The organism is Chryseobacterium taiwanense, assembly GCF_000813825.1.
GTDB classification, from domain to species: Bacteria; Bacteroidota; Bacteroidia; order Flavobacteriales; family Weeksellaceae; genus Chryseobacterium; species Chryseobacterium taiwanense.
This window is the reverse complement of sequence record NZ_JWTA01000009.1, coordinates 82,826-105,395: the sequence shown is the minus strand read 5'-3', so window position 1 is coordinate 105,395 and position 22,570 is coordinate 82,826. Positions and strand designations below refer to the sequence as shown.

14 protein-coding genes and 1 tRNA gene are annotated in these 22,570 nt (G+C 35.1%); 7 read left to right on the top strand and 8 right to left on the bottom strand.

Annotated elements, in window-relative coordinates:
• Positions 1 to 50: 50 nt before the first annotated feature.
• From RM51_RS12185 to RM51_RS12175, 3 genes are all read right to left on the bottom strand, one after another.
• Entirely contained in the window at positions 51 to 1,022 is a 972-nt protein-coding gene (locus RM51_RS12185) for a deoxyhypusine synthase family protein (protein WP_039369740.1), read from the bottom strand.
• 66 nt (positions 1,023 to 1,088) lie between these two features.
• Positions 1,089 to 1,481, bottom strand: coding sequence for an alternative ribosome rescue aminoacyl-tRNA hydrolase ArfB (gene arfB / locus RM51_RS12180; RefSeq protein WP_039369738.1), 393 nt, complete (start codon positions 1,479 to 1,481; stop codon positions 1,089 to 1,091).
• A gap of 34 nt (positions 1,482 to 1,515) precedes the next feature.
• On the bottom strand, positions 1,516 to 2,538 hold the full coding sequence (locus RM51_RS12175; RefSeq protein ID WP_039369734.1) for an AMP-binding protein: 1,023 nt from the start codon (positions 2,536 to 2,538) through the stop codon (positions 1,516 to 1,518).
• 100 nt (positions 2,539 to 2,638) lie between these two features.
• Between RM51_RS12175 and RM51_RS12170 the strand changes: the two genes are divergently transcribed.
• A tRNA-Gln gene (locus tag RM51_RS12170) sits at positions 2,639 to 2,709 on the top strand.
• Positions 2,710 to 2,795: 86 nt separating this feature from the next.
• Here the strand turns inward: RM51_RS12170 and RM51_RS12165 are convergent.
• Complete coding sequence (locus RM51_RS12165) at positions 2,796 to 4,220, bottom strand: amino acid permease (RefSeq protein WP_039369731.1); 1,425 nt, start codon at positions 4,218 to 4,220, stop codon at positions 2,796 to 2,798.
• 185 nt (positions 4,221 to 4,405) lie between these two features.
• Between RM51_RS12165 and RM51_RS12160 the strand changes: the two genes are divergently transcribed.
• A complete protein-coding gene (locus RM51_RS12160; RefSeq protein ID WP_039369729.1) occupies positions 4,406 to 5,749 on the top strand; it encodes an alkaline phosphatase family protein in 1,344 nt (447 codons plus the stop codon).
• A gap of 65 nt (positions 5,750 to 5,814) precedes the next feature.
• Here the strand turns inward: RM51_RS12160 and RM51_RS12155 are convergent, their stop codons facing one another.
• Entirely contained in the window at positions 5,815 to 6,105 is a 291-nt protein-coding gene (locus RM51_RS12155) for a helix-turn-helix domain-containing protein (protein ID WP_039369727.1), read from the bottom strand.
• Between the two features lie 184 nt (positions 6,106 to 6,289).
• Here RM51_RS12155 and ccoN point away from each other — a divergent pair, with 184 nt between their 5' ends.
• The 5 genes from ccoN (at position 6,290) to RM51_RS12130 (ending at position 18,087) form a co-directional block, all read left to right on the top strand.
• Positions 6,290 to 8,569, top strand: coding sequence for a cytochrome-c oxidase, cbb3-type subunit I (gene ccoN, locus RM51_RS12150; protein WP_039369726.1), 2,280 nt, complete (start codon positions 6,290 to 6,292; stop codon positions 8,567 to 8,569).
• Between the two features lie 17 nt (positions 8,570 to 8,586).
• A complete protein-coding gene (locus RM51_RS12145; RefSeq protein WP_039369725.1) occupies positions 8,587 to 9,474 on the top strand; it encodes a cytochrome c in 888 nt (295 codons plus the stop codon).
• 293 nt (positions 9,475 to 9,767) lie between these two features.
• Positions 9,768 to 14,795, top strand: coding sequence for a translocation/assembly module TamB domain-containing protein (locus tag RM51_RS12140; RefSeq protein WP_084111111.1), 5,028 nt, complete (start codon positions 9,768 to 9,770; stop codon positions 14,793 to 14,795).
• Positions 14,796 to 14,808: 13 nt separating this feature from the next.
• Complete coding sequence (gene tamL, locus RM51_RS12135) at positions 14,809 to 17,136, top strand: translocation and assembly module lipoprotein TamL (RefSeq protein ID WP_039369724.1); 2,328 nt, start codon at positions 14,809 to 14,811, stop codon at positions 17,134 to 17,136.
• A gap of 30 nt (positions 17,137 to 17,166) precedes the next feature.
• Positions 17,167 to 18,087: a YihY/virulence factor BrkB family protein gene (locus RM51_RS12130; RefSeq protein ID WP_039369723.1), complete on the top strand. Its 921-nt coding sequence runs from the start codon at positions 17,167 to 17,169 to the stop codon at positions 18,085 to 18,087.
• A 42-nt stretch (positions 18,088 to 18,129) separates the two neighbouring features.
• Here the strand turns inward: RM51_RS12130 and RM51_RS19640 are convergent, their stop codons facing one another.
• From RM51_RS19640 to RM51_RS12110, 3 genes are all read right to left on the bottom strand, one after another.
• Entirely contained in the window at positions 18,130 to 18,984 is an 855-nt protein-coding gene (locus tag RM51_RS19640) for a DUF4822 domain-containing protein (RefSeq protein WP_228375812.1), read from the bottom strand.
• 154 nt (positions 18,985 to 19,138) lie between these two features.
• Positions 19,139 to 20,899: an arginine--tRNA ligase gene (argS, locus tag RM51_RS12115; protein ID WP_039369720.1), complete on the bottom strand. Its 1,761-nt coding sequence runs from the start codon at positions 20,897 to 20,899 to the stop codon at positions 19,139 to 19,141.
• A 99-nt stretch (positions 20,900 to 20,998) separates the two neighbouring features.
• Positions 20,999 to 22,567 (bottom strand): SusD/RagB family nutrient-binding outer membrane lipoprotein, encoded by a 1,569-nt coding sequence (locus RM51_RS12110; RefSeq protein WP_039369718.1) that lies wholly within the window; start codon positions 22,565 to 22,567, stop codon positions 20,999 to 21,001.
• Between the last annotated feature and the right edge of the window lie 3 nt (positions 22,568 to 22,570).

Here is a 22,570-nt window from a genome sequence, read left to right as displayed (position 1 = left end):
CTTATTTGATAAGCCTTTTATCTATAATTTATTATTATTTCTGTTAAGAATTAATTCTCTAAAATATAAGAGAACATCAATGGTGCACAGATCGTAGCATCACTTTCAACGATAAATTTCGGTGTCGTAATATCTAGTTTACCCCAAGTAATTTTCTCGTTCGGAACTGCTCCTGAATATGATCCATAAGAAGTTGTAGAATCTGAAATCTGGCAGAAATAAGACCAGAACGGAATATCATGCATTTCCATATCCTGATACAGCATCGGTACTACACAAATTGGGAAATCTCCTGCGATACCTCCACCAATCTGGAAGAATCCAACTCCTTTTCCACCTGAATTTTTAGTATACCAATCTGCCAAATACGTCATATATTCGATCCCTGATTTCATTGTCGTAGCCTTCAGCTCACCTTTGATACAGTAAGAAGCGAAAATATTACCCATTGTAGAATCTTCCCATCCCGGAACTACGATTGGCAAGTTTTTCTCAGCGGCAGCAATCATCCAAGAGTTTTCTCTAGGAATTTCATAATACTGCTCCAATACTCCTGAAAGAATCATTTTATACATGAATTCATGCGGAAAATATCTTTCCCCTTTTGCTTCAGCATCTTTCCAGATCTCAACGATATGTTTCTGTAATCTTCTGAAAGCTTCTTCTTCAGGAATACACGTATCTGTAACTCTGTTCAGCCCTCTTTCCAAAAGATCCCACTCATCCTGAGCTGTCAAATCTCTGTAATGAGGAACTCTTTCATAATGAGAATGCGCTACAAGATTCATAAGATCCTCTTCAAGGTTTGCCCCTGTACAAGAGATAAAATCTACTTTACCTTGGCGAATCATTTCAGCAAGAATTTTCCCCAACTCAGCAGTAGACATTGCTCCAGCCAAAGTAATCATCATTTTTCCGCCATCTTTAAGGTGTGCAACATATCCTTTAGAAGCATCCACCAATGCAGCTGCATTAAAGTGAAGGTAATATTTTTCTATGAATTCAGTAATCGGTTTGCTCATTTTTTTAATTTTTGCAAAGATAAGAATTTTGGGTTGTAAGATGGAAACCGGAAGTTATAAGAATTCTTAAAACTTAAACCTTCTGTTTTCCTTTTTCTCTGAAAGCATCTTTTTGGTATCTAATCTTTTCTGTTTCTTAGCTTTAGATGGTTTTGTGGCTATTCGTTTTTTAGGAATCCATAAAGATTTGTCAACAATTTCCAGGATCTTTTCAATCGCTTTATTTTTATTCATAAGCTGTGTCCTGCTTTCAGAAACCGTTAAGAATAAAAAACCATCTGTGTTGATTCTGTTTTTCAGTTTATTTTGAATTAAATCTTTCTGTTCATCAGTAAAAAATTCTGAGGCAGCAACTTTCCAAAGAACCGTAACAGAGGTCTCGACTTTATTCACATTCTGACCTCCAGTTCCACTGCTTCGGGAAGTTTTGAAACTAAGTTCTTTTGAAAAATCTTTCATTCTAATTTAAAATTGATAGGTGTAAAGATAAGCGTTACAATATACTTTTTAATTCCATTCTATTTACCTTTCCGTTGGGCGTTCTCGGAATTTTTTCAAGGAAAATAAATTCTTTAGGTTTATGAAAATTTTTCTCAAACGGAATATTTGAAATTTTTTCTATTAAAACTTCTGATTGTTCTCCTTCAACAACCAAAATCAATTTTTGTCCTAAACTTTCATCCTCAATTCCTAAAAAAACTACCTCGTTCGAAATTTCTTTTTTAACTAGAGCTTCCAGTTCTTCAGGAAAAATCTTTGCTCCTCCCGAATTGATTACATTATCAATTCTCCCTAAAAATCTAAATTGATTTCTATCCTTAATTTCAACTAAATCATTAGTTTGTAATATTTCAGCATTGACTTTAGGAGCAAAAATTTTCAGGCAGCCTCTTTCATCTTTAGAAATCTCTACATTTTCAAAAACGGTAAAGAAATCTTCCGAATTTGGGGCAACCTGTTTCAACCCGATATGAGAAAGTGTTTCTGACATTCCATACGTTTCAAATATTTTGGTTTGGGAATTTGAAAGACTAAGTGTTTGAATAATTTTTGTTTTTAAACTTTCTGAAACTGCAGCTCCACCAATGATTAAATTTTTAATTAAATGTAATTTCTCCAAAGAATTTTCTACCTGAAGTGGTGTCATCGCGCAAAAATCAATTTCCTCATTCAAGTTTTCAACCGGTTTTGTAGAAAGATCGACAACTATTAATTTTAATTTTCTAACGATAGACCGAACAACCATCATTTTTCCTGAAATGTATTCAACAGGCAAGCAGATTAAAGCAGTATCTCCTTCTTGTAATCCTAAAAAATTGCAGGTCATTTCTGCAGAATTAATCATTTTCTTTTTCTCAATATCAAAGATCTTTGGAACTCCTGTAGAACCCGAAGTCTGCACTTTTACCGTTTCAGAATCTGAAAACCATTCTTCTAAAAAGTTTTTAATTTTAATTTCAAATTCGGTTTCAATAGATAATTGGTTAATATTGAGATTATTGAAGTCTATCAGCATAATTAGTGGGAATAAAAAGTACAGTAAATTTAAAAAAAAGTTTAAAAAGTTCTTGCATGTAATGAAAAAAGCTGTAAATTTGCACCACTAAAACAAACAGAGACTCATGGTGTAGCGGTAACACTACTGATTTTGGTTCAGTCATCTGGGGTTCGAATCCCTGTGAGTCTACGAAAAACCATCCTTTTCAAGGATGGTTTTTTTTGATTTTTAGCCAATAAAAAAGGATAGATAAAAAACCATCCTTGAAATTTTTTTTAATTTGATTTCGGTTTATATAATCGATACATTAAAAATAAAAAAGCCAACCATATCGGAATCAAAATCACCTGAATTTCCATACCTGTAATGCTCATTAATACTAAAATTAATAACAAAAAAGCAATACAAATATAATTGGATATGGGATAAAATATAGATGGAAATTTCAAATCAACACCCAATTTAATATTCTGTTTCTTAAATTTCAAATGGGTATAACAAATCATCAGCCAGTTGATAATCAAAGTAGAAACCACCAAAGCCATCAGATATTCAAAAGCTTTTTCAGGAACCAGCTTATTGATGATAATACAAATTCCGGCAAAACAAGATGAGACGAGAATCGCATTTGTAGGAACACTGCTTTTATTTAATTTCGTTAAAAATTTCGGAGCGTTGCCTTGTTGTGCCAATCCGAAAAGCATTCGGCTATTGCTATACACACTGCTGTTATACACTGACAAAGCAGCTGTTAATACAATTAAATTAAGCACATTAGCAATCAATACATTAAACTGAATTACTTTTCCAAATACCGTCAATTCTAATCCATTTAAGTTTTGGAAAACCATTACAAACGGGCTCGTTCCTTCTGTAATTTCTCTCCATGGGCTTAATGAAAATAAAATAACCAATGCTCCCACATAGAAAATCAAAATTCTGTAAATAACTTGGTTGGTTGCCTTAGGAATTGTTTTTTCAGGATTTTTAGCTTCTGCAGCAGTAATTCCTATCAATTCCAACCCTCCAAATGAGAACATGATCATCGCCATAGCAGAGAAAAGCCCGGAATAGCCATTGCCGTCTTTATTAAAAAATCCTTTCGGGAAAAATCCCCCATCATTCCATAAATTGGAAATACTTGCCTTTTCGCCTCCTGTTCCGCTTACCAATAAATAAATACCAAAGACAATCATGGCAACAATTGCCACCACTTTTATGATAGAAAACCAAAATTCCGTTTCTCCATATACTTTTACCGAAGCAAGGTTTAAAGCATTGATCACAATAAAAAAGAATAAACTCGAAACCCACAGCGGAATTTCGGGCCACCAAAAGTGAACGTAATGACCAATAGCCGTAAGCTCTGCCATACTTACCAAAATATAAAGAATCCAGTAATTCCAGCCGGAAGCAAAACCGGGAAAACTCCCCCAATATTTATAAGCGAAATAACTAAAACTTCCTGAAACCGGCTCCTGAACGACCATTTCGCCCAGTTGTCGCATGATAAAGAAAGCAATAATACCTGCCAAAGCATAGCCTAAAATAACTGACGGACCTGCCAATACCGCTGCGGGACCAATTCCTAAGAAAAGTCCTGTACCAATAGCTCCTCCAAGAGCAATTAATTGAATATGACGGTTAGTAAGTCCTCTAACCAGAGAATCTTTTTGTCCCTCTTTATTTTCGTTGTTCATAATGAAAAATATGGGGCTAAATATATAAAAACTTTCTCTCAGAGGCTAGCTAAGGGTACTCATAAAATGATTCTATTTTCATCATATGATTTTGATTTAATCACAAATCAGTAAAAGAAAGTAAACTTAATAGTCTATTCATACTTGATTAACACTAATATCCTAATCTTGCAAAAATTTTTACAATGAAAAAAATATTCCTTTTTCTGGCATTGACAGCGGGATTAGCAAAAGCCCAAACCAATACCAACCACGTTGTTCTGATCAGCGTAGATGGTCTGCGACCAGAATTTTATTTAAATCCTGAATGGTCGATGGTAAATCTGAGACAAATGATGAAAAAAGGAGCTTATGCTAATGGTGTTCGAGGTTCCTTCCCTACCGTTACCTATCCTTCACACACAACGATTGTAAGTGGCGTTTTACCTTCAAAACATGGAATTTATTACAACACTCCGGTTCAGCCTTTGGGAATAACGGGAGAATGGTTTTGGTTTTATAAGGATATTAAAGTTCCAACAATTTTCAGCGTAGCTAAAGAAGCAGGATTAACTACTGCCGGTGTAAGCTGGCCGGTAACTGTTGGAGCACCAATCACCTATAACTTGCCGGAATACGTTTATCTACCAAAAAATAAAGGAGAGAAAAAAGATGAAGTAAAAGCAATGAGCATGGAATCTACTCCAAAAGAGCTTTTTCAGGAAGTTCAGGATTATGCAGTGGGTAAATTTGGAGAGTATGGAGCGAGTTTAGATTACGCGGTAAGCGATCAGAATAAAGCAAGAATGGCTGCTTATATTTTAAAGAAATACAAACCTTCATTTTTAGCGCTTCACATTGCTGCAACCGATCATTTTGAGCACGAAGAAGGCAGAGAAGGGGATAAAGTTCGTTCTGCCGTAGCAGGAGCAGATGTTGCCATTAAAACTTTAATTGATGCTGCAACAGCGGCTGGAATAGGAGAAAATACCACATTCATTATAACGGGAGATCACGGTTTTGTAGACATTCACACTCAATTCAATCCTAACGTGATGTTGGCAAAAGCAGGATTATATAACAGTGATAAAAAGGAAGACTGGAAAGCTTATTTTCAGGCAAGTGGAGGTTCTGCATTTTTACACCTGAAAAACCCTAATGATAAAGCTACCCTAAACAAAGTCAATGAACTTTTAAACAATCTTCCTGAAGGATACAAAAAAATGTTCCATGTACTGAATAAAGAACAGGTTGCAGAAGCAAAAGGAGATCCTACAGCATCATTGGCTTTAGCTGCTTATCAGGGAATAAGTTTTGGAGCTACTGCAACAGGAGAATTGTTAAAAGCGGCAGACGGAGGAACACACGGTTACCTTCCAACCGATTTCAAAGAAATCCAGACAGGATTTGTAGCTTTTGGAAAAGGGATTAAACAAGGAACTGTACTTCCTTTGATAGGACAGGAAGATATTGCTCCGTTAATTGCTTATTTATTAAATCTGAATTTAAAAACAGACGGAATTCTTTATCCGGGATTACTGACCAAATAACAATTTCAACATACAATAAAAGGCTGCTTCAAATGAAGCAGCCTTTTTATTTTTTTAACGAAAATTTATAAAAATTCTTTCGGAATTTCCATTCCACTCTTTTTCATATACTCTACAAGATCATTATACTTTCCTTCAAAATCATTTCCGCATTTATGGGAAACACTACAAACATCTGAAGGTTTAATCTCTAAAATATCAGAGATTTTAGTAAGAGTTTCAAAGTTGATCTTTACCCTAGCGTTCTCAATATCCGAATATGCTTTTTGAGAAATACCCATCTCAAAAGCCATATATTCCTGAGTAAAATCCTTACTTCTTCTGATTTTCCTAATATTTTGTCCACATATTTTCATGACCCGTATTTTAGTAGATTTCGGTATATTTTAGAAGTATATCTATTAGACTTACACAAAGTTAGTAAATACCTTTGGCAAAACATTATCACATTACATGATATTTAAAACGTAAGCCGAAAATTTGCTCAAAAAAGCTTCCGTTTTAAAGCAAAATATCACCTCAGTACAACACATAGGAATTATGGAGACGCAAAAATTTAATTATGACAATAATATTGTCAGAGCATTCCTCTATGCTACAATTGCATTCGGTTTGGTCGGTTTTTTACTCGGGCTTACCGCTGCACTGATGCTTTTTTATCCTGAACTTCCCGAATTTTTATTCGGAACAGATGACACCACCATTAAAAGTTTAGCATCTGGGAATATTCAGGGACTGATTAATACACAAGGAGCCTTAGGCTTCGGAAGGATCAGAATGTTGCATACGAGCGCTGTAATTTTTGCTTTCGTCTGTAATTCCTTTTTCTGTGGTGCTTATTACAGCATGCAGAGATTGCTTAAAACAAGAATGTACAGCGATACATTATCTTGGGTTCATTTCTGGACATGGCAAATCATGATTATCAGCGTAGTAATTACTTTCCTAATGGGAATCAACACTTCTAAAGAATATGCAGAGCACGAATGGCCAATTGATATTTTAATTACTGTTTCTTGGGTGGTTTTCGGGATCAACATGTTCGGAACCATTGCAAAAAGAAGGGTAAGACATTTATATGTGGCGATATGGTTTTTCATCGGAACGTGGATTGCTGTAGCCATGCTTCACATCTTCAACAACCTTGAAGTTCCAATATCATTCACAAGCTGGAAATCATACTCAATCTATTCAGGAGCAAAAGATGCTTTGGTACAGTGGTGGTACGGTCACAATGCAGTAGCATTCGTATTAACAACTCCGGTTTTAGGTTTGATGTATTATTTCTTACCAAAAGCTGCGGACAGACCAGTTTTCTCTTATAAATTATCTATTATCCACTTCTGGTCATTGATCTTTGTTTACCTTTGGGCGGGACCACACCACTTGCAATATACCGCACTTCCGGCTTGGGCTCAAGCGGTGGGAACAGGTTTCTCCATCATGCTGATTGCACCCTCTTGGGGAGGAATGTTGAACGGTCTTCTTACCTTAAGAGGAGCTTGGGATAAAGTAAGAGAGAATCCTATTCTTAAATTTTTCGTAGTCGCTGTAACTTGTTATGGGATGGCAACTTTTGAAGGACCGCTTTTAGCAACCAAATCTTTAAATAAAATCGGGCACTTTACAGACTGGGTTATTGGTCACGTACACATCGGCGCACTTGGATGGAATGGCTTTATGGCTTTTGGGATCATCTATTATCTGATTCCAGTAATGTGGAGAACCGAATTATGGTCTAAAAAACTGGCTAACTGGCATTTCTGGTTAGGAACCTTAGGAATTATATTCTATGCCGTACCTATGTATATCTCAGGATTCACTCAGGGATTAATGTGGAAACAATTTAATCCTGATGGAACTTTATTGTGGAAAAACTGGTTGGATACTGTTACTGCAATTATTCCATACTATAAAATGAGATTCTTAGGTGGCTTATTTTATCTTTCAGGAGCGATCTTAATGGTTGTAAACGTTATTGCCACCGTAAGAAAAGGATCATTCCAGAAAAATGTCCCTGCAGAAGCACCTGCATTAGCCAATATCGGAACGACAAGAAAAAAAGGTGAAGGACTCCATTTATGGTTGGAAAGAACTCCGAAATTATTATCAATATTAGCGTTCATCACGATTGCGATTGGTGGTTTGGTAGAAATTATTCCAACATTAACTTTAAAACAAAGTGTTCCAACAATTACTGCTGTAAAACCTTATTCTCCATTAGAACTGGAAGGAAGAGATCTATATATCCGCGAAGGTTGTAATGCCTGTCACTCACAGATGATACGACCGTTCAGAGACGAAATCGTAAGATTTGAAGGAAAAAACGGGCAGTATTCTAAAGCAGGAGAATTTATTTATGACAGACCATTCCTTTGGGGATCAAAAAGAACAGGACCGGATTTACATAGAGAAGGTGGAAGAAATCCAGATTCATGGCACTTCAAACATATGTATAACCCAAGAATTACTTCAGCAGGATCTATTATGCCTCGTTTTCCTTGGTTAATTACAAACAAACTAGACAAAACACAAATGGTGGACAAAATGAAATTGATGAAAAACTATTTCGATGTTCCTTATACAAAAGCAGAAATAGATTCCGCCAACCAATGGGCAAACAATCAGGCCGCAGGAATTGTAAAAAGAATTTATTCCGAAGCTACCGATGTGAAAGAACAGATTGAAAAAGACAGAGCTGCAAAAGGGGCAACATTCGTTCCGCTTGAGCAAAGAGAAATTGTCGCAATGATCGCTTATCTGCAAAGATTAGGTACAGATATAAAAACGACTCAGATTCAAACTGCAAGTGCAGAATAATTTAAATTATCAAGAAAATGAAAACAAGAACTCCAATTTCCATCTATATCCTTGTCACACTAGGTTTAACGATCATGGCGTTCGAAATGTTCGCTTCCGATTCAGGATATTTTTCTTCACCTTTTTTCTGGGGATTAATATTGATCGTGATTGTTCTTCTTTTGATCATGAATTCAATTGGAGATTTAATTGAAAATCAAAATTTCACCAAATTATCAGCAGAAGAAAAAGCCGAATATTTAAAAGATAAAAACACCCCTTATTTTCAGAAACTTTGGAACTCTGCATTCAAAAAACAATCTGCTACAGAAGAAAAAGATATTCTGATCGATCATGGGTTTGACGGAATTACAGAACTCGACAACTCACTTCCAAAATGGTGGATTGGCTTATTTTATTTCGGATGTATTTTCTGCGTCGTTTACCTTACAGCTTTTGCCTTTACAGACTACGCTCATCCGGAAGCAGAGTTAAATCATGAAACAAAAACAATGCTTGCTTCCATTGAAGAATATGAAAAAACAGCTCCACAGGTAACGCTAGAAACTGCAAAATACAGCGCAGATAATATCGCAGAAGGTCAGGAATTATTTAAAACCAATTGCGTGACCTGCCATGGCGATAACGGTAAAGGAGGAATCGGTCCCAATTTAACAGATACGCACTGGATCAATGTAAAACAAAAAAGTTTATTCAAAAATGTAATCTGGATGCTGGAAAACGGCTCACCCAACAATCCTACGATGCGACCTTTTATTAAAGAAGGAACCATTACCGGAAGAGATGCCGAGAAAATTGCCGCTTACATCTACCATATCAATCAAGAAACCGCTCCTATTACTCCTGCTCAAGGAGGTGCAACACCACAAGGTGAAGAAACGCACTGGGAAAACGGAAATGACTAGAATTTTTTATCTCAATCTATAAACCATGCCAAAGCCCCCTTGCACTAACTAAACCAACATTTGAATTTTCATTTTTGCTAACCTTTTCAACAGAAAAAATGATACAAAAGGGGGCTTTTTAAAAACACAAAATCCGCGCCTTGGCTGTCTTCATCAACTAATTCACTTGACGACAACTAAACTTAAATTCCATAAATGGGCAGCCAAGGCAGGATTTTTGTATTCACAAAAGAGTATCACCACAGATAAATAATAAATTCGTATTATTATATTTGTCTAAAACCGAATCACTCTTGAAACTGAAAATCAATAAAAGAAAGCTCTTAAGGCGATTCCTCATAACCATTATTTCCATATTGGTTTTTCTTATCCTGCTTATTTTTAGTTTAAGGCTTCCGGCTGTTCAAAACTTTATTAAGGATAAATTAGTCGTCTATCTTGAAAAGAAAATCAAAACAAAAGTAAGCCTGGAAAGGGTTTACATAGGATTTCCAAACAATCTTGTTATGGAAAATTTGTATTTAAAAGGACAGGATGTCGACACGCTTTTGGCTGTACGGAAACTTGATGTTGGACTAAATATGCTTAAACTCATCAATTCCACAGCAGATATTACTTCAGTAGATTTGGAGGGAACAAGAGCGAATGTAGTGAGAAAACCTGACGGAAAATTCAACTTCGATTATATTATTGATGCTTTTGCAACCAGTGATAAAGAAGAAAGTTCGTCGAAACCATTCATTATTTCTTTAGATAAAATTAAATTAAAAGATATTGGCGTTACCTTCAACGACCAGCAATCTAAAAATGATATAAAAATTTACTTTAAATCTTTTGATACAAGAGTAAAAACCTTTGATTTAAATAACAACAAATATGCTGTTAACGATATCAATCTTGATGGGTTAAAACTGAAACTAAAGCAGGATCTCGTAGAAGAAGTTTCCAAAAAAGTTGAGAAGAAGGTCGATTCTCTGAACAATAAAAAGCCGATGGAGATTGGATTAAGAGGTATAAAACTGACCAATTTCGATATTGATTATGGCGACGACAATACTAAAACTTTTGCAAAAGTCCTGTTCAAAGAACTCAGCACCAAAGTCAACAAACTTGATCTGGAAAACAATGCTTACAGTGTAGATAATATATTCCTTTCCGGAGCAGATATCAATGCCAATCTTTATCTTCCGGCTCAGAATGCCAATCCTAAAAATAATAAAGAACCTGAAATTTCTAAAGTAACGGATAAAGAAAAAGCAATGAGTCTTTTGCTTGGAAAACTGGTTTTAAACGACGTAAAAGTGGTTTACAACAATACTGCAGTCGCACCAACAAAACAAGGAATGGATTTCAATCACATGAATTTCTCGAAAATGAATGTTGAGGTGAGAAGTTTCAAAATGCAGGACAATACCTTTGCAGGAACGGTAAGCTCGGCAAAAATTCAGGAAGCAAGAGGACTGGATATTCAAAAATTCAATACAGATTTTGTCTATAATGAGAAAGAAGCTTATTTAAAAGATCTTTACCTGCAAACGCCAAAAACGTTGTTACGAGATGAGGTCATTTTAAATTATAATTCGATCGAACAGTTCAGTTCCAATTTAGGAGCCGTAAAGATTTCTGCCAACATCAAAGATTCCAGAATTGGTTTTGCAGATATTTTGAATTTGGTTCCTGCTTTAAAGAATACTGTTCCTTTCAATAAATATCCAAATGCTGTTTTAAATGTTAATGCAAATGTAAAAGGAAACGTCAACGATTTATTGATCAATAATCTTAAAGTTTCAGGCTTAGATCAATTGAGAGTTGCAGCATCAGGAAGAATCAGAAATGCAATGAATCCTGATCAACTCTATTATGATCTAAAGATTACAGAATTATCTTCAAACGCAAAAACGATCTTTAATTTAGTTCCGAAAAATACGATTCCTTCCAATATTTCTCTTCCTTCAACGATGAGCATCAAAGGAACGGCAAAAGGAACCACCAAAGTAGTGGATGCCAATCTGAACCTCTACTCCAGTCTCGGAAATGCCGCTGTGGTTGCTAAAGTTGATATGCGCAGAAAAAATCATGAGTTGTATGATGTAAAAGCTAATCTTCAAGGTTTACAGATCGGAAAAATCATTCAGAATAAAGATATCGGAGCAATTTCAGCACAGATTTATGCTAAAGGAGAAAGCTTTGATTTCAAAAATGCAAAAGCAGATTTAAAAGGACATGTTTCATCGGCGGTTTACAAAGGCTACCGTTATCAAAACATGAACCTTATCGGAAAAATCAACCGCGGAGCATATAATATTGTTTTAAACTCAAAAGATCCGAATGCTAATCTCCTACTAACTGCTTCCGGAGTATACAACGAAAAAAATCCTACGGTAAAAGTAAATGGAGAAGTTATAAAATTAGATCTTAATAAATTAGGATTTTATAAAGACCCCATGATTCTTGCAGGGAAAATTGATGGAGATTTCACCAACTTAGATCCGGATAATCTGAATGGGTATTTAAATTTAAAAGATTTCGCCTTCTCCAATACCAAAGAAGTATATCCTGTACAGGAAGTCAACTTAAAGGCTTCTTCCACTACAGATTCTACCAATATTATTTTTAATTCGCAGATTGCAGATGTTGAACTAAAAGGAAAATATAAACTGACGCAGATTTTTGGTTCTTTATCGAATACTATTAATCAATATTACCAATTCCAAAAGCCCGGAAAAACTCAGAAAATACAGGAAGGACAGTTTTTCACCTTTAATGCAAAAATTAAAAACGACGACCTGATCAGAAAATTTGTTCCGGATCTTAAAAGCTTTGAAACCATTAATCTGACTGGAAATTATGATGCCGATTCTCAGAAAATTGAAATCGACGGACAGATTCCGCAGCTTCTGTACGGTGAAAATTCCATTGAAAATGCGACTTTAAAAGTCACGAATGAAAATCAGGCTTTACAGTATAATTTGAACGTTCAGGCTTTGAAAAGCTCAAGTTTTGCTTTAAACAGAGTCAATATTGACGGGGATGTTTCAAACAACATTATCAATTACAATATTACAACAAAGGACGAGAAAGAAATAACCCAATTCCTGATTGCCGGAAATGCAAAATCACTGAATGACATCACAGAAATATCATTAAATCCAAATGGTTTAAAATTAAATTATACGGATTGGACAGTAGGTGAAGGTAATAAAATCCAGATCAGCAATAAAGGAATTTTTGCAGATAATTTCAGGCTTTCAAATGAAGGAAGTGAGATTTTATTACAATCGGAATCTCAGTCTCCGAATTCTCCTCTAAATGTTTCGTTAAAAGATTTTAAAATTGAAACCATTACCGAGTTAATTAAAAAAGATACTGTTTTAGCGAAAGGAACCATCAACGGAACCGCTCAGTTAAGAGATATAACGAAAAAAATGTCTTTTACTTCTGATCTAAATATTTCAGATTTAATCGTGTATGGAAATCCTGTCGGAAATCTTGCGGTGAAAGTCAACAATGCTTCACCGAATCTTTTAAACGCTGATATTGCTCTTTCAGGAAATAATAATGATGTGAAAATCCTGGGAGATTATAACATTTCTTCCAGCACATTTGATCTGAATATGACCATCAATCAATTACAGATGAAGTCTGTTCAGGGATTCTCTATGAATGCGGTCACCAATACGGAAGGCTATATTTCAGGAAATCTGAAAATTACAGGAACAACTGATAAACCCAATATTTTAGGAAAAGTAAAATTCAATGATGTAGGATTGGAAATTGCCAAAACAGGAAGTGATTTCAGAAAGCTGAACGATGAGATTGAGTTTACCAGCCGTGGAATTGAGTTTGACAATTTTAAAATCAATGATAAAGACGGAAATTCTCTGAAAATTAACGGAGAAGTTTTAACACAGACTTATCGTGATTTTGCTTTCAACTTAGATGTGAATGCAAAAGATTTTAAAGTCGTCAACTCAGAGAAATCACACGATGCCATGATGTATGGAATTTTAGCGATTGATGCTAATCTTCACATTCGTGGGGATCTTGATTTGCCAAAAGTTGACGGAAGGCTTAATGTTTCTGACAATACCGATTTTTCATTTGTCCTACCACAATCCAGTCCGTCATTACAGGAAAGAGACGGAATTGTAGAGTTTATAGATCAGGATCAGGTAGTTCTTAATAAAACCATTAAAGCCGATTCTCTGAATGCACAAAGCCGCATCAAAGGAATGGATGTAAGTGTAAATATAGAAGTAAGCAAAGAAGCTAAGCTGTCTATTATTATTGATAAAGCAAACGGGGATTTCGTAAAACTTCAGGGAGAAGCTGAGTTAACAGGAGGAGTAGATCCTTCCGGAAAAACGACACTTGTAGGAGTTTATCAGGTAGAATCGGGAGCTTATGAAATGTCTGTGAGCTTACTGAAACGTAAATTCGACATTCAAAAAGGAAGTACCATTACCTGGACGGGAGAACCTACCACAGCCATAATGGACATTACCGCCATTTATAAGACCGAAACCGCCCCTATTGATCTGGTGGAGCAGCAATTAACTACAGATTCGCCATCAGAACTCAACCAATACAAACAAAGAATCCCTTTCAATACATTACTGAAAATGAAAGGAGAACTCTTGAAACCGGAAATCACGTTTGATATTACCACTGATAAAAAGAACAATGCGGTGTCGTCTAGTGTCATCGAAACAGTAGACCAGAAACTTGCCCAGTTGAGAACTCAGGAATCGGAAATGAACAAACAGGTATTTGCCTTATTGCTTTTAAACCGATTTATTGGGGAGAATCCTTTTGAATCCGGAGCAGGAATGTCCGGTGAAATGATTGCAAGACAGAGTGTGAGTAAACTGCTTTCTCAACAGCTTAACAATCTTGCTTCTGATTTGATAAAAGGAGTGGATCTGAATTTTGATCTTGAATCTTCTGAAGATTATTCAACCGGTGCAAAAAATACAAGAACCGATCTGAATGTCGGAGTCAGCAAAAAACTGTTGAATGACCGTCTGAAAGTTTCTGTAGGAAGTAATTTCGCATTGGAAGGTGATGCCCGTGAAAACGAGAACATGACCAATATTGCAGGAAATGTAACTTTGGATTATAGCCTTTCCAAAGATGGAAGATATATGCTTCGTGCCTATCGTAAAGATGAATATCAGGTCGCTCTTCAGGGGCAGATTGTAGAAACCGGAGTTGGATTTATCATCACGTTAGACTACGATAAATTCCGCGATATTTTCAAAAAATCTAAAGAAAAAAGAGTCAGAGAAAATAAAAAGGATAAGGCGGTAGAATTCAAATAAACACACTTAAAGAATGAAAAATAAACTCTCCATATATTTCAGGTATTTATGCGCTTCAGGTTTTGCAGCGACGAGTCTTTCCTGCAGCAATACAAAATTTCTGAAAGAAGGACAGATGCTTTACACCGGTGCGGAAGTAAAAATTGAAAATGATACTCTTTCAAAAAAAGAAAGAAAAGATCTTCAAACGGCTTTGGAAGCCAACCTTACTCCCAAACCGAATTCTACGTTTCTAGGACTGAGACCTAAATTGTATTTCTATAATATTGCCAAAGAACCCAAAAAAGAAAAAGGGTTTAATTACTGGCTGAAATACAAGATGGGAGAAAAACCTGTCTTATTAAGTGATGTAGACAGAGAGTTTAATAAAGATATTATTCAGAATTACTCTGAAAACAAAGGCTACTTCAATGCAAGAGCGACGTATGATACGGTTTCTAAAAATAAGAAAGCACAGGTAATTTATACTTTAAGACCCGGATCGAGATATTTAATCAGTAACGTTAAATTTCAGAAAGATTCTTCATTAGTAAATAAAGAAATTCAAAACTTAACGGATAAAACGTTTCTTAAAAATAATGATCCGTTCGATTTGGATGTGATTAAAAATGAAAGAGAAAGAATTGACAATGGGCTTAAGGAAAGAGGTTTTTATTATTTCCATCCGGATAATATCATTGTTCAGGCAGACAGTACCGTAAGTAAAAATCACAAGGTAGAGCTTAATGTAAAATTAAAAGATGATACTCCGGATCTTTCAACACAACAATTCAGCATTGATAAGGTAATTGTATTTCCTACCTATAATATTCAGGATGTAAGAAACGGAAAATATAAGATACCGATGGATGCCGATTCGCTCTCAAAATATGCTTACAAAGATATTTATGTCATCGATCCGCAGCACAAATTCAAACCTAAAATCTTTGACAGAGCTTTGTATTTTAAAAAGGGAGATCTTTACAACCGTACCAATCACAATCTTACTTTAAACCGTTTAATCAGTTTAGGGGTTTTTAAATTTGTAAAAAATGAGTTTATCACTTCAGATTCTCTGCAACATAAATTTGATACCTATTATCTTTTAACCCCTAGAGAAATACAATCTCTTCGCCTGGAAGCATTGGGAAGAACCAATTCGGCAAATTATGCAGGAAGTGAACTCAACCTAAACTGGACGCATCGAAATTTCTTCCGAGGCGCAGAACAATTTAAAGCTGCAGTGTATGGAGCCTTCGACTTCCAGATGGGAGGTCCTGAAAATGCAAAAAACCTTTTCAGAGCCGGAACGAATGTTCAACTTTCAATTCCTAGAATTGTGGCACCGTTCAGATTCAATTCTTCGAGTGCTTTTGTTCCGAGAACGAATATTACATTAGGGTACGAATTCCAAAACCGTACGGAATATTATACTTTAAATACTTTCACAGGATCGTTTGGATACGTCTGGAAAGAGAATGCAAGAAAAGAACATGATCTAAAAATTCTTGATGTAACGTATGTTTCTCCTGCAAAAGTGACAGAACTGTACAAAGAAATATCTGCAAAAAGTGAAGCTATGCAGAGAGTTGTGGATAAACAATTGATTTTCGGCCCTACCTATTCTTATACTTACACAAATACCATGTTGTCTAAGCCAACAACTATTTATTATAAGGGGACTTTGGATTTAGCCGGAAACATCACAGGTTTAGTCACTGGAGCCAATGTAAGAGATGGTAAAGAGAAAACTATTTTCGGGGTTCCTTTCAGTCAATATGCAAAGATTGAAAATGATTTCAGACTGTATCATAAATTTACCGAAAAAACGTCTTTAGCCACAAGGTTTATTGCAGGATTGGCCTATCCATACGGAAATTCTGAACATATTCCTTTTTCCAAACAGTTTTTCTCGGGAGGAAGCAACAGTGTGAGAGCATTCCGTGCAAGAACTTTAGGGCCGGGAAGTTTTGATCCGAGAACTATTGAAGCAGGTTATTATTTTGATCAATCAGGTGATATTAAATTAGAATTGAATGCTGAATATCGCGCCAATCTTTATAAGTTTTTAAATGTTGCCGTTTTTGCCGATGCCGGAAACGTTTGGTTAATTAATGAAGATGCGGACAGACCGGGAGCTAAATTTTCAAAAGAATTCTTGAGCGAAGTTGCTGTAGGAGCCGGAGTTGGTTTGAGGTTAGATTTCTCCATATTAATTTTAAGATTAGATCTTGCTATGCCATTGAGAGTGCCTTATTATGAGAAAAAAGACAGATGGACGTTTGATCGAATCAATTTTGGAGATTCTAATTGGAGAAAAGACAATTTGATTTTGAATATCGCCATCGGATATCCTTTCTAGTTTTTATGTTTAATAAATCCAGATACTCGTATGATAAAAAATATAAAATTTTTCTGGGAGGTTGTAAAGGAAACCTTTTCTGCGTGGAACAGTTCTTCTGCTTCCAAAGATTCAGCGAGCCTTGCTTATTACGCTATCTTTTCTATTCCCGGATTATTAATTATCATTATTTGGATTGCAGGATATTTTTTGGGAGAAGAAGCCATACGTGGTGAAATAAGCAATCAGATCAGCGGTTTAATGGGAACTGACGCAGCCAAAAGTATAGAAAACATGATTGCAGGAGCTTTGATCGATAAGCAAAATATTTTCATGAAAATCATTGGAATAGGTTCGCTCGTTTTTGGTTCTACTACCCTATTTTTTCAACTTCAACATTCATTAAATACACTTTGGGATGTAGAAGCAGCTCCTAAAAAAGCGATTGTGAAGTTTCTGCTGGACAGAGCCAATTCATTAGGAATGATTTTAATTTTGGGTTTCTTACTCATGGTAACTATGATTTTGTCTTCTTTAATCAGTATTTTCAACAAATTCATTACCCAATATTTTGGATTGGAAACCTATATGTTGGTAGAATTAATCAATTTTGCGATTGGTTTCGGAGTGGTGATGCTTTTATTTGCCTTACTATTCAAAGTACTTCCGGATGTTGAAATCAGCTGGAAATCGGTTTGGACAGGAGCATTGCTTACTACCATCCTTTTTACGCTTGGAAAATTTTTATTAAGTCTCTATTTCGGAACCGCAAAACCCACTTCTGCATTTGGAACTGCAGGTACCGTCATTTTAATTATGATGTGGATCAATTATTCCTGTATGCTTATTTTTTTCGGGGCAGAGTTTACAAAAATTTATACCTATAAGAAAGGATACAAAATTGTTCCTTCCAAACACGCCAAATGGAGCAATGCAAAACTGTATGAGGACAGTACAAAGGCACACACATAAAAAAAGAAACTCCTTGGAGTTTCTTTTTCACATGGCAATTATTTAAGGTTCCAGATGATTCACGGGATTATGGATGATATCATAGAATTCTGTAGGATTGTTGGTTGCATCAGGAATTATTCTGTAGGTAAATTCTGTATTATTTAACGTAAGAATATCAACGATTCTTGTAAAGATTACATTTCCATTAGCATCTAAGGCGGTAATCGTTCTGGTTTTTCCATCCGGAGATATAGACCAGGTTCCCTGTGATCTCAGTACATCATTCAATCCATAGATCGCATATGTTCCGTTGGCTCTGAAATAAGAATATCCTACAAATCCACTTACTTTAGGATCTGTTAAAGTAACTGGATTTCCATTTTTATCTTTTGCTCCCGTTGTTTCCCAAGGTGTTGAAGCTAATGTAAGCTGTCCTAAATTGGTTTCTGTGTGGCTTACTTTTGTATGTTTAATATCATAATACACTGAAGAATCATTAGGATTGGTATGAATTCTATAAGTAAATTCGTTTTGATTTAATACAAGAATATCAACAATACGAGTAAAAATAGTGGTTCCGTCAGGATTTAAAGCTGTAATGGTTCTGGTTTTTCCATCTGCAGATACAGACCATGTTCCTCTCGATCTTAGTACATCATTTAATCCATAAATGGCAAAGTTTCCATTTTCTCTGAAATAAGAAAATCCGACAAAACCACTTACACTTGGATCGTTCAAAGCAACCGAATTTCCATTTTTATCCTTTGCTCCCGTTGTTTCCCAAGGTGTAGATGATAATAATTGAGAAGGCATAAATATAATTTCAGCCTCATCATTATCTGAACTACACGATATAATTGCAGCTGCAAAAACAAAAATTGAAGCCACATAAAAAAGTTTCTTTACTATATTCATTATCATAATTTATTTTTGCCAAAATTATCATCTCACTGATATCAAAAATTGTATAAAACCTTCCGAAATTTGTAGAAAATATAACTTAAGCTTTATCAATGATGTTGATTATAGTATAAGAAAAAAGGCTTTTGAAATTCAAAAGCCTTTATATTTACATTCTGTTTACTGTTTCTATTCCTAAAAGGTGTAACGATTTTTTTATCGTTTTTGCCGTAAGATCTGAGACACTCAGACGGAATTGTTTCACATTCTCATCTTCCTGATTCATAATCGGATTACTCTGATAGAAAGAATTATATGTTTTTACCAAATCATATACGTAGTTTGCCACTAAAGCAGGACTTAAAACCTCTGCCGCTTTTTCAACAACAATTTTATAATTTGCCAACTGCATAATCAATTCTTTTTCGGACTGGTTTAATTCAACCGCAGCAATTTCTTTTTGCTCAAAATTTGCTTTCGCTAACAAAGACTGAATACGTGCAAAAGTATATTGAATGAAAGGACCTGTATTTCCATTAAAATCAATACTTTCTTCAGGATTGAAAAGCATTTTTTTCTTTGGATCAACTTTTAACATAAAGTATTTCAACGCCCCGATTCCTACATTTTCATAGTTTGCATCTTTTTCTTCTTCCGTCAGGTTTTCTAATTTCCCTAATTCTTCAGCTTTAGTTTTTGCAATAGCATACATTTCCTGCATCAAATCGTCAGCATCTACTACAGTTCCTTCACGGGATTTCATTTTACCGTTTGGAAGTTCTACCATACCATAAGACAAATGGTACAACTGATCTGCCCAAGAATACCCTAGTTTTCCTAAAATCTTAAATAATACCTGGAAATGATAATCCTGTTCGTTTCCTACCGTATAAATCAGCTTCTGAATATCATTTTGTTTAAAACGTTCTACTGCAGTACCCAAATCCTGAGTCATATATACAGAGGTACCGTCTGAACGCAACAAAAGTTTTTGATCCAATCCTTCATCTGTAAGATCACACCAAACAGAACCATCTTCTTTTTGGTACAAAACTCCTTTATCCAACCCTTCCTGAATAAGATCTTTTCCAAGAATATAAGTGTTGCTTTCGTATTGTACCTGATCGAACTCTACGCCTAATCTTTTATACGTTTCATTGAATCCTTTATATACCCAAGAATTCATTTCATTCCAAAGATTTCTTACTTTTTCATCTCCATTTTCCCAATCCAACAACATTTTTTGAGCTTCTTTCATTAAAGGAGCTTCTTTTTTTGCTTGGCCTTCACTCATTCCCTGCGCTACAAGGTCAGCAATTTCCTTCTTATATTCTTGATCGAACTTTACATAATAATTTCCGACAAACTTATCTCCTTTAGTATTTGTTGCATCAGGAGTTTCTCCTTGTCCATATTTTTCCCAAGCCAACATCGACTTACAAATGTGAATTCCTCTATCATTAATAATTTGAGTTTTGATCACATCATAACCCGCTTCATTAAGAATCTGAGCTACAGAAAATCCTAATAAATTATTTCTGATATGCCCCAAGTGAAGAGGTTTATTCGTATTCGGAGAAGAGTATTCCACCATTACTGTAGAATTTTTCTTTTCAACAGTAGTAAACTGATTGACTACTGATCTAAAATTATCTACAAAAAACTGATTTTTAACTTTAACATTAAGAAACCCTTTAACAACATTGAAGCTTTCCAATAACTCAGTCTGCTCTGTTAAGGCCTCCCCTAATTCAACTCCAATACTCTCCGGATTTTTTTTCAGCTGCTTCACCAACGGAAAAGTTACGATCGTAAAATCTCCTTCAAATTCAGTTTTATTCTCCTGAATTTCCAGTTTAATATCTTTAAGTTGATAGACATTAAGGATAACATCTGCCAATTTTTGTTCTATTATATCTTTAATATTCATTATTCAATTTTGAAGTACAAATATACGGAAATAAAAAAACCGCCCGAAGGCGGTTTAAATATGAATGTTAAAATATTAAAAAGTGTTCTTTATAAAAAATTAATTAGTATCCCAAATTAATTTAGTATCCATTTCATCACCTCCAATAGCACTTGCTGCAGCTTGATAATTAGCAGTGTTCAAAGTTTGAACTGTTGTAGGATAGAAAATCCTAGTAGGTAAATCAGTTAATCCTGCAATTAAAGAAGTGAATGTATAAGTAGTTGCACCACTTGCTGATGGAACATTTAAACTAGCACTTTGTCCCGGTAATAATAAATGATTAGGATAGCCTGTTCTTCTATATTCCGCCCACGCTTCATTAGGCTGCATAAATAATGAAACATATTTCTGAGTTAATACATTTGCCTTATTTGCTGCTGGAAGAGAAGCAACAAATGTACTAATTTTGGCAGTTGGAACTCCCCATCTTTCCATAGAAGCAGTTACCCCTTTTTCATAATTGCTTTGAGACCATCCATTAGCTTCTGCCAACAAGAATTCAACCTCAGCATATTCCATAAATATTTCTGTATATGCAGGTTTTAATACACTTGCTCCAAAAAAACTAGATGAAGCAGCCTGGCTTGCAGCTAATGTACTTGGTACTCCATATGGCATCCCACTAATTTCAGAAGCATTCGCCGCTTCAAACATTGTTTGATTTCTAATGTTACCAATTTTAACAGCTACAGGTGATGCGTATTTAAATATTCTCGGATCTTCTCCAAAATTACCGCTTTGCCCTTTAAGTAACTGTACAAAGGTTTTTGATATTGCAAAATCTGATCTCGTTTGATAAGTCAAGAAAAAAGGAGAAGGATTAATTAAGTTATTTTCATAAGTCAATCCTACTGTGTCATCATTAGATGTCATTACACCTGAAGCAATAGCATCCGTAATATGTGCTGCTGCTCCTGGAATTACTCCTTTTACTCTTGTAGCAACCCTCAATCTTAATGAATTTGCAAATTTCTTAAGCTTTTCAGGGTCATTATCAAATAAATGATCTCCACTAGTTAGAACATCCTTTGTTTCATCAATCATTTCTGAAGCTTCTTTAAGCTCCTTTAGAATATCCGTATAAATTTTTTGCTGACTTGCAAATTTTGGCTGCAAATTAGCATCAACATTTAGAGCTTGAAAATCAGCATCTTTATTACCATAAGACCAATATGGAACATCTCCAAAAGCATCTGCCAAGTTTAAAAACACATAAGAAAGCATTACTCTAGCAGCTGCAATTTGATTAACATTTGCACCATATACTGACATTTGTGCAGCTGTAGCAGGATCTGTATTTAAATCTATTATTTTTTTATAGTCATTAGCTACATAATAAGATCTAGTCCAAAGCTGAGTATCAGTCGTAAGTCTATATTGATATCTATCTTCCTCAGTATATTGTCTTTGAGCAGAATATTGTACCCAAGGTAACATCATTCTTCCTGAAACCCAACCATCTCTTGTATAATCCATATACTCCTTATTAGCATTATTAAATAATCCTGTAGGCAAAGGATTTTCAGTTGAATTAGGATTAATATCTATTTCGTCAAATTTATCAGAACAACTATTAAGTCCAAATGATAAACCAGCTATTGTTAATATTGAAAGTATTTTTTTCATTGT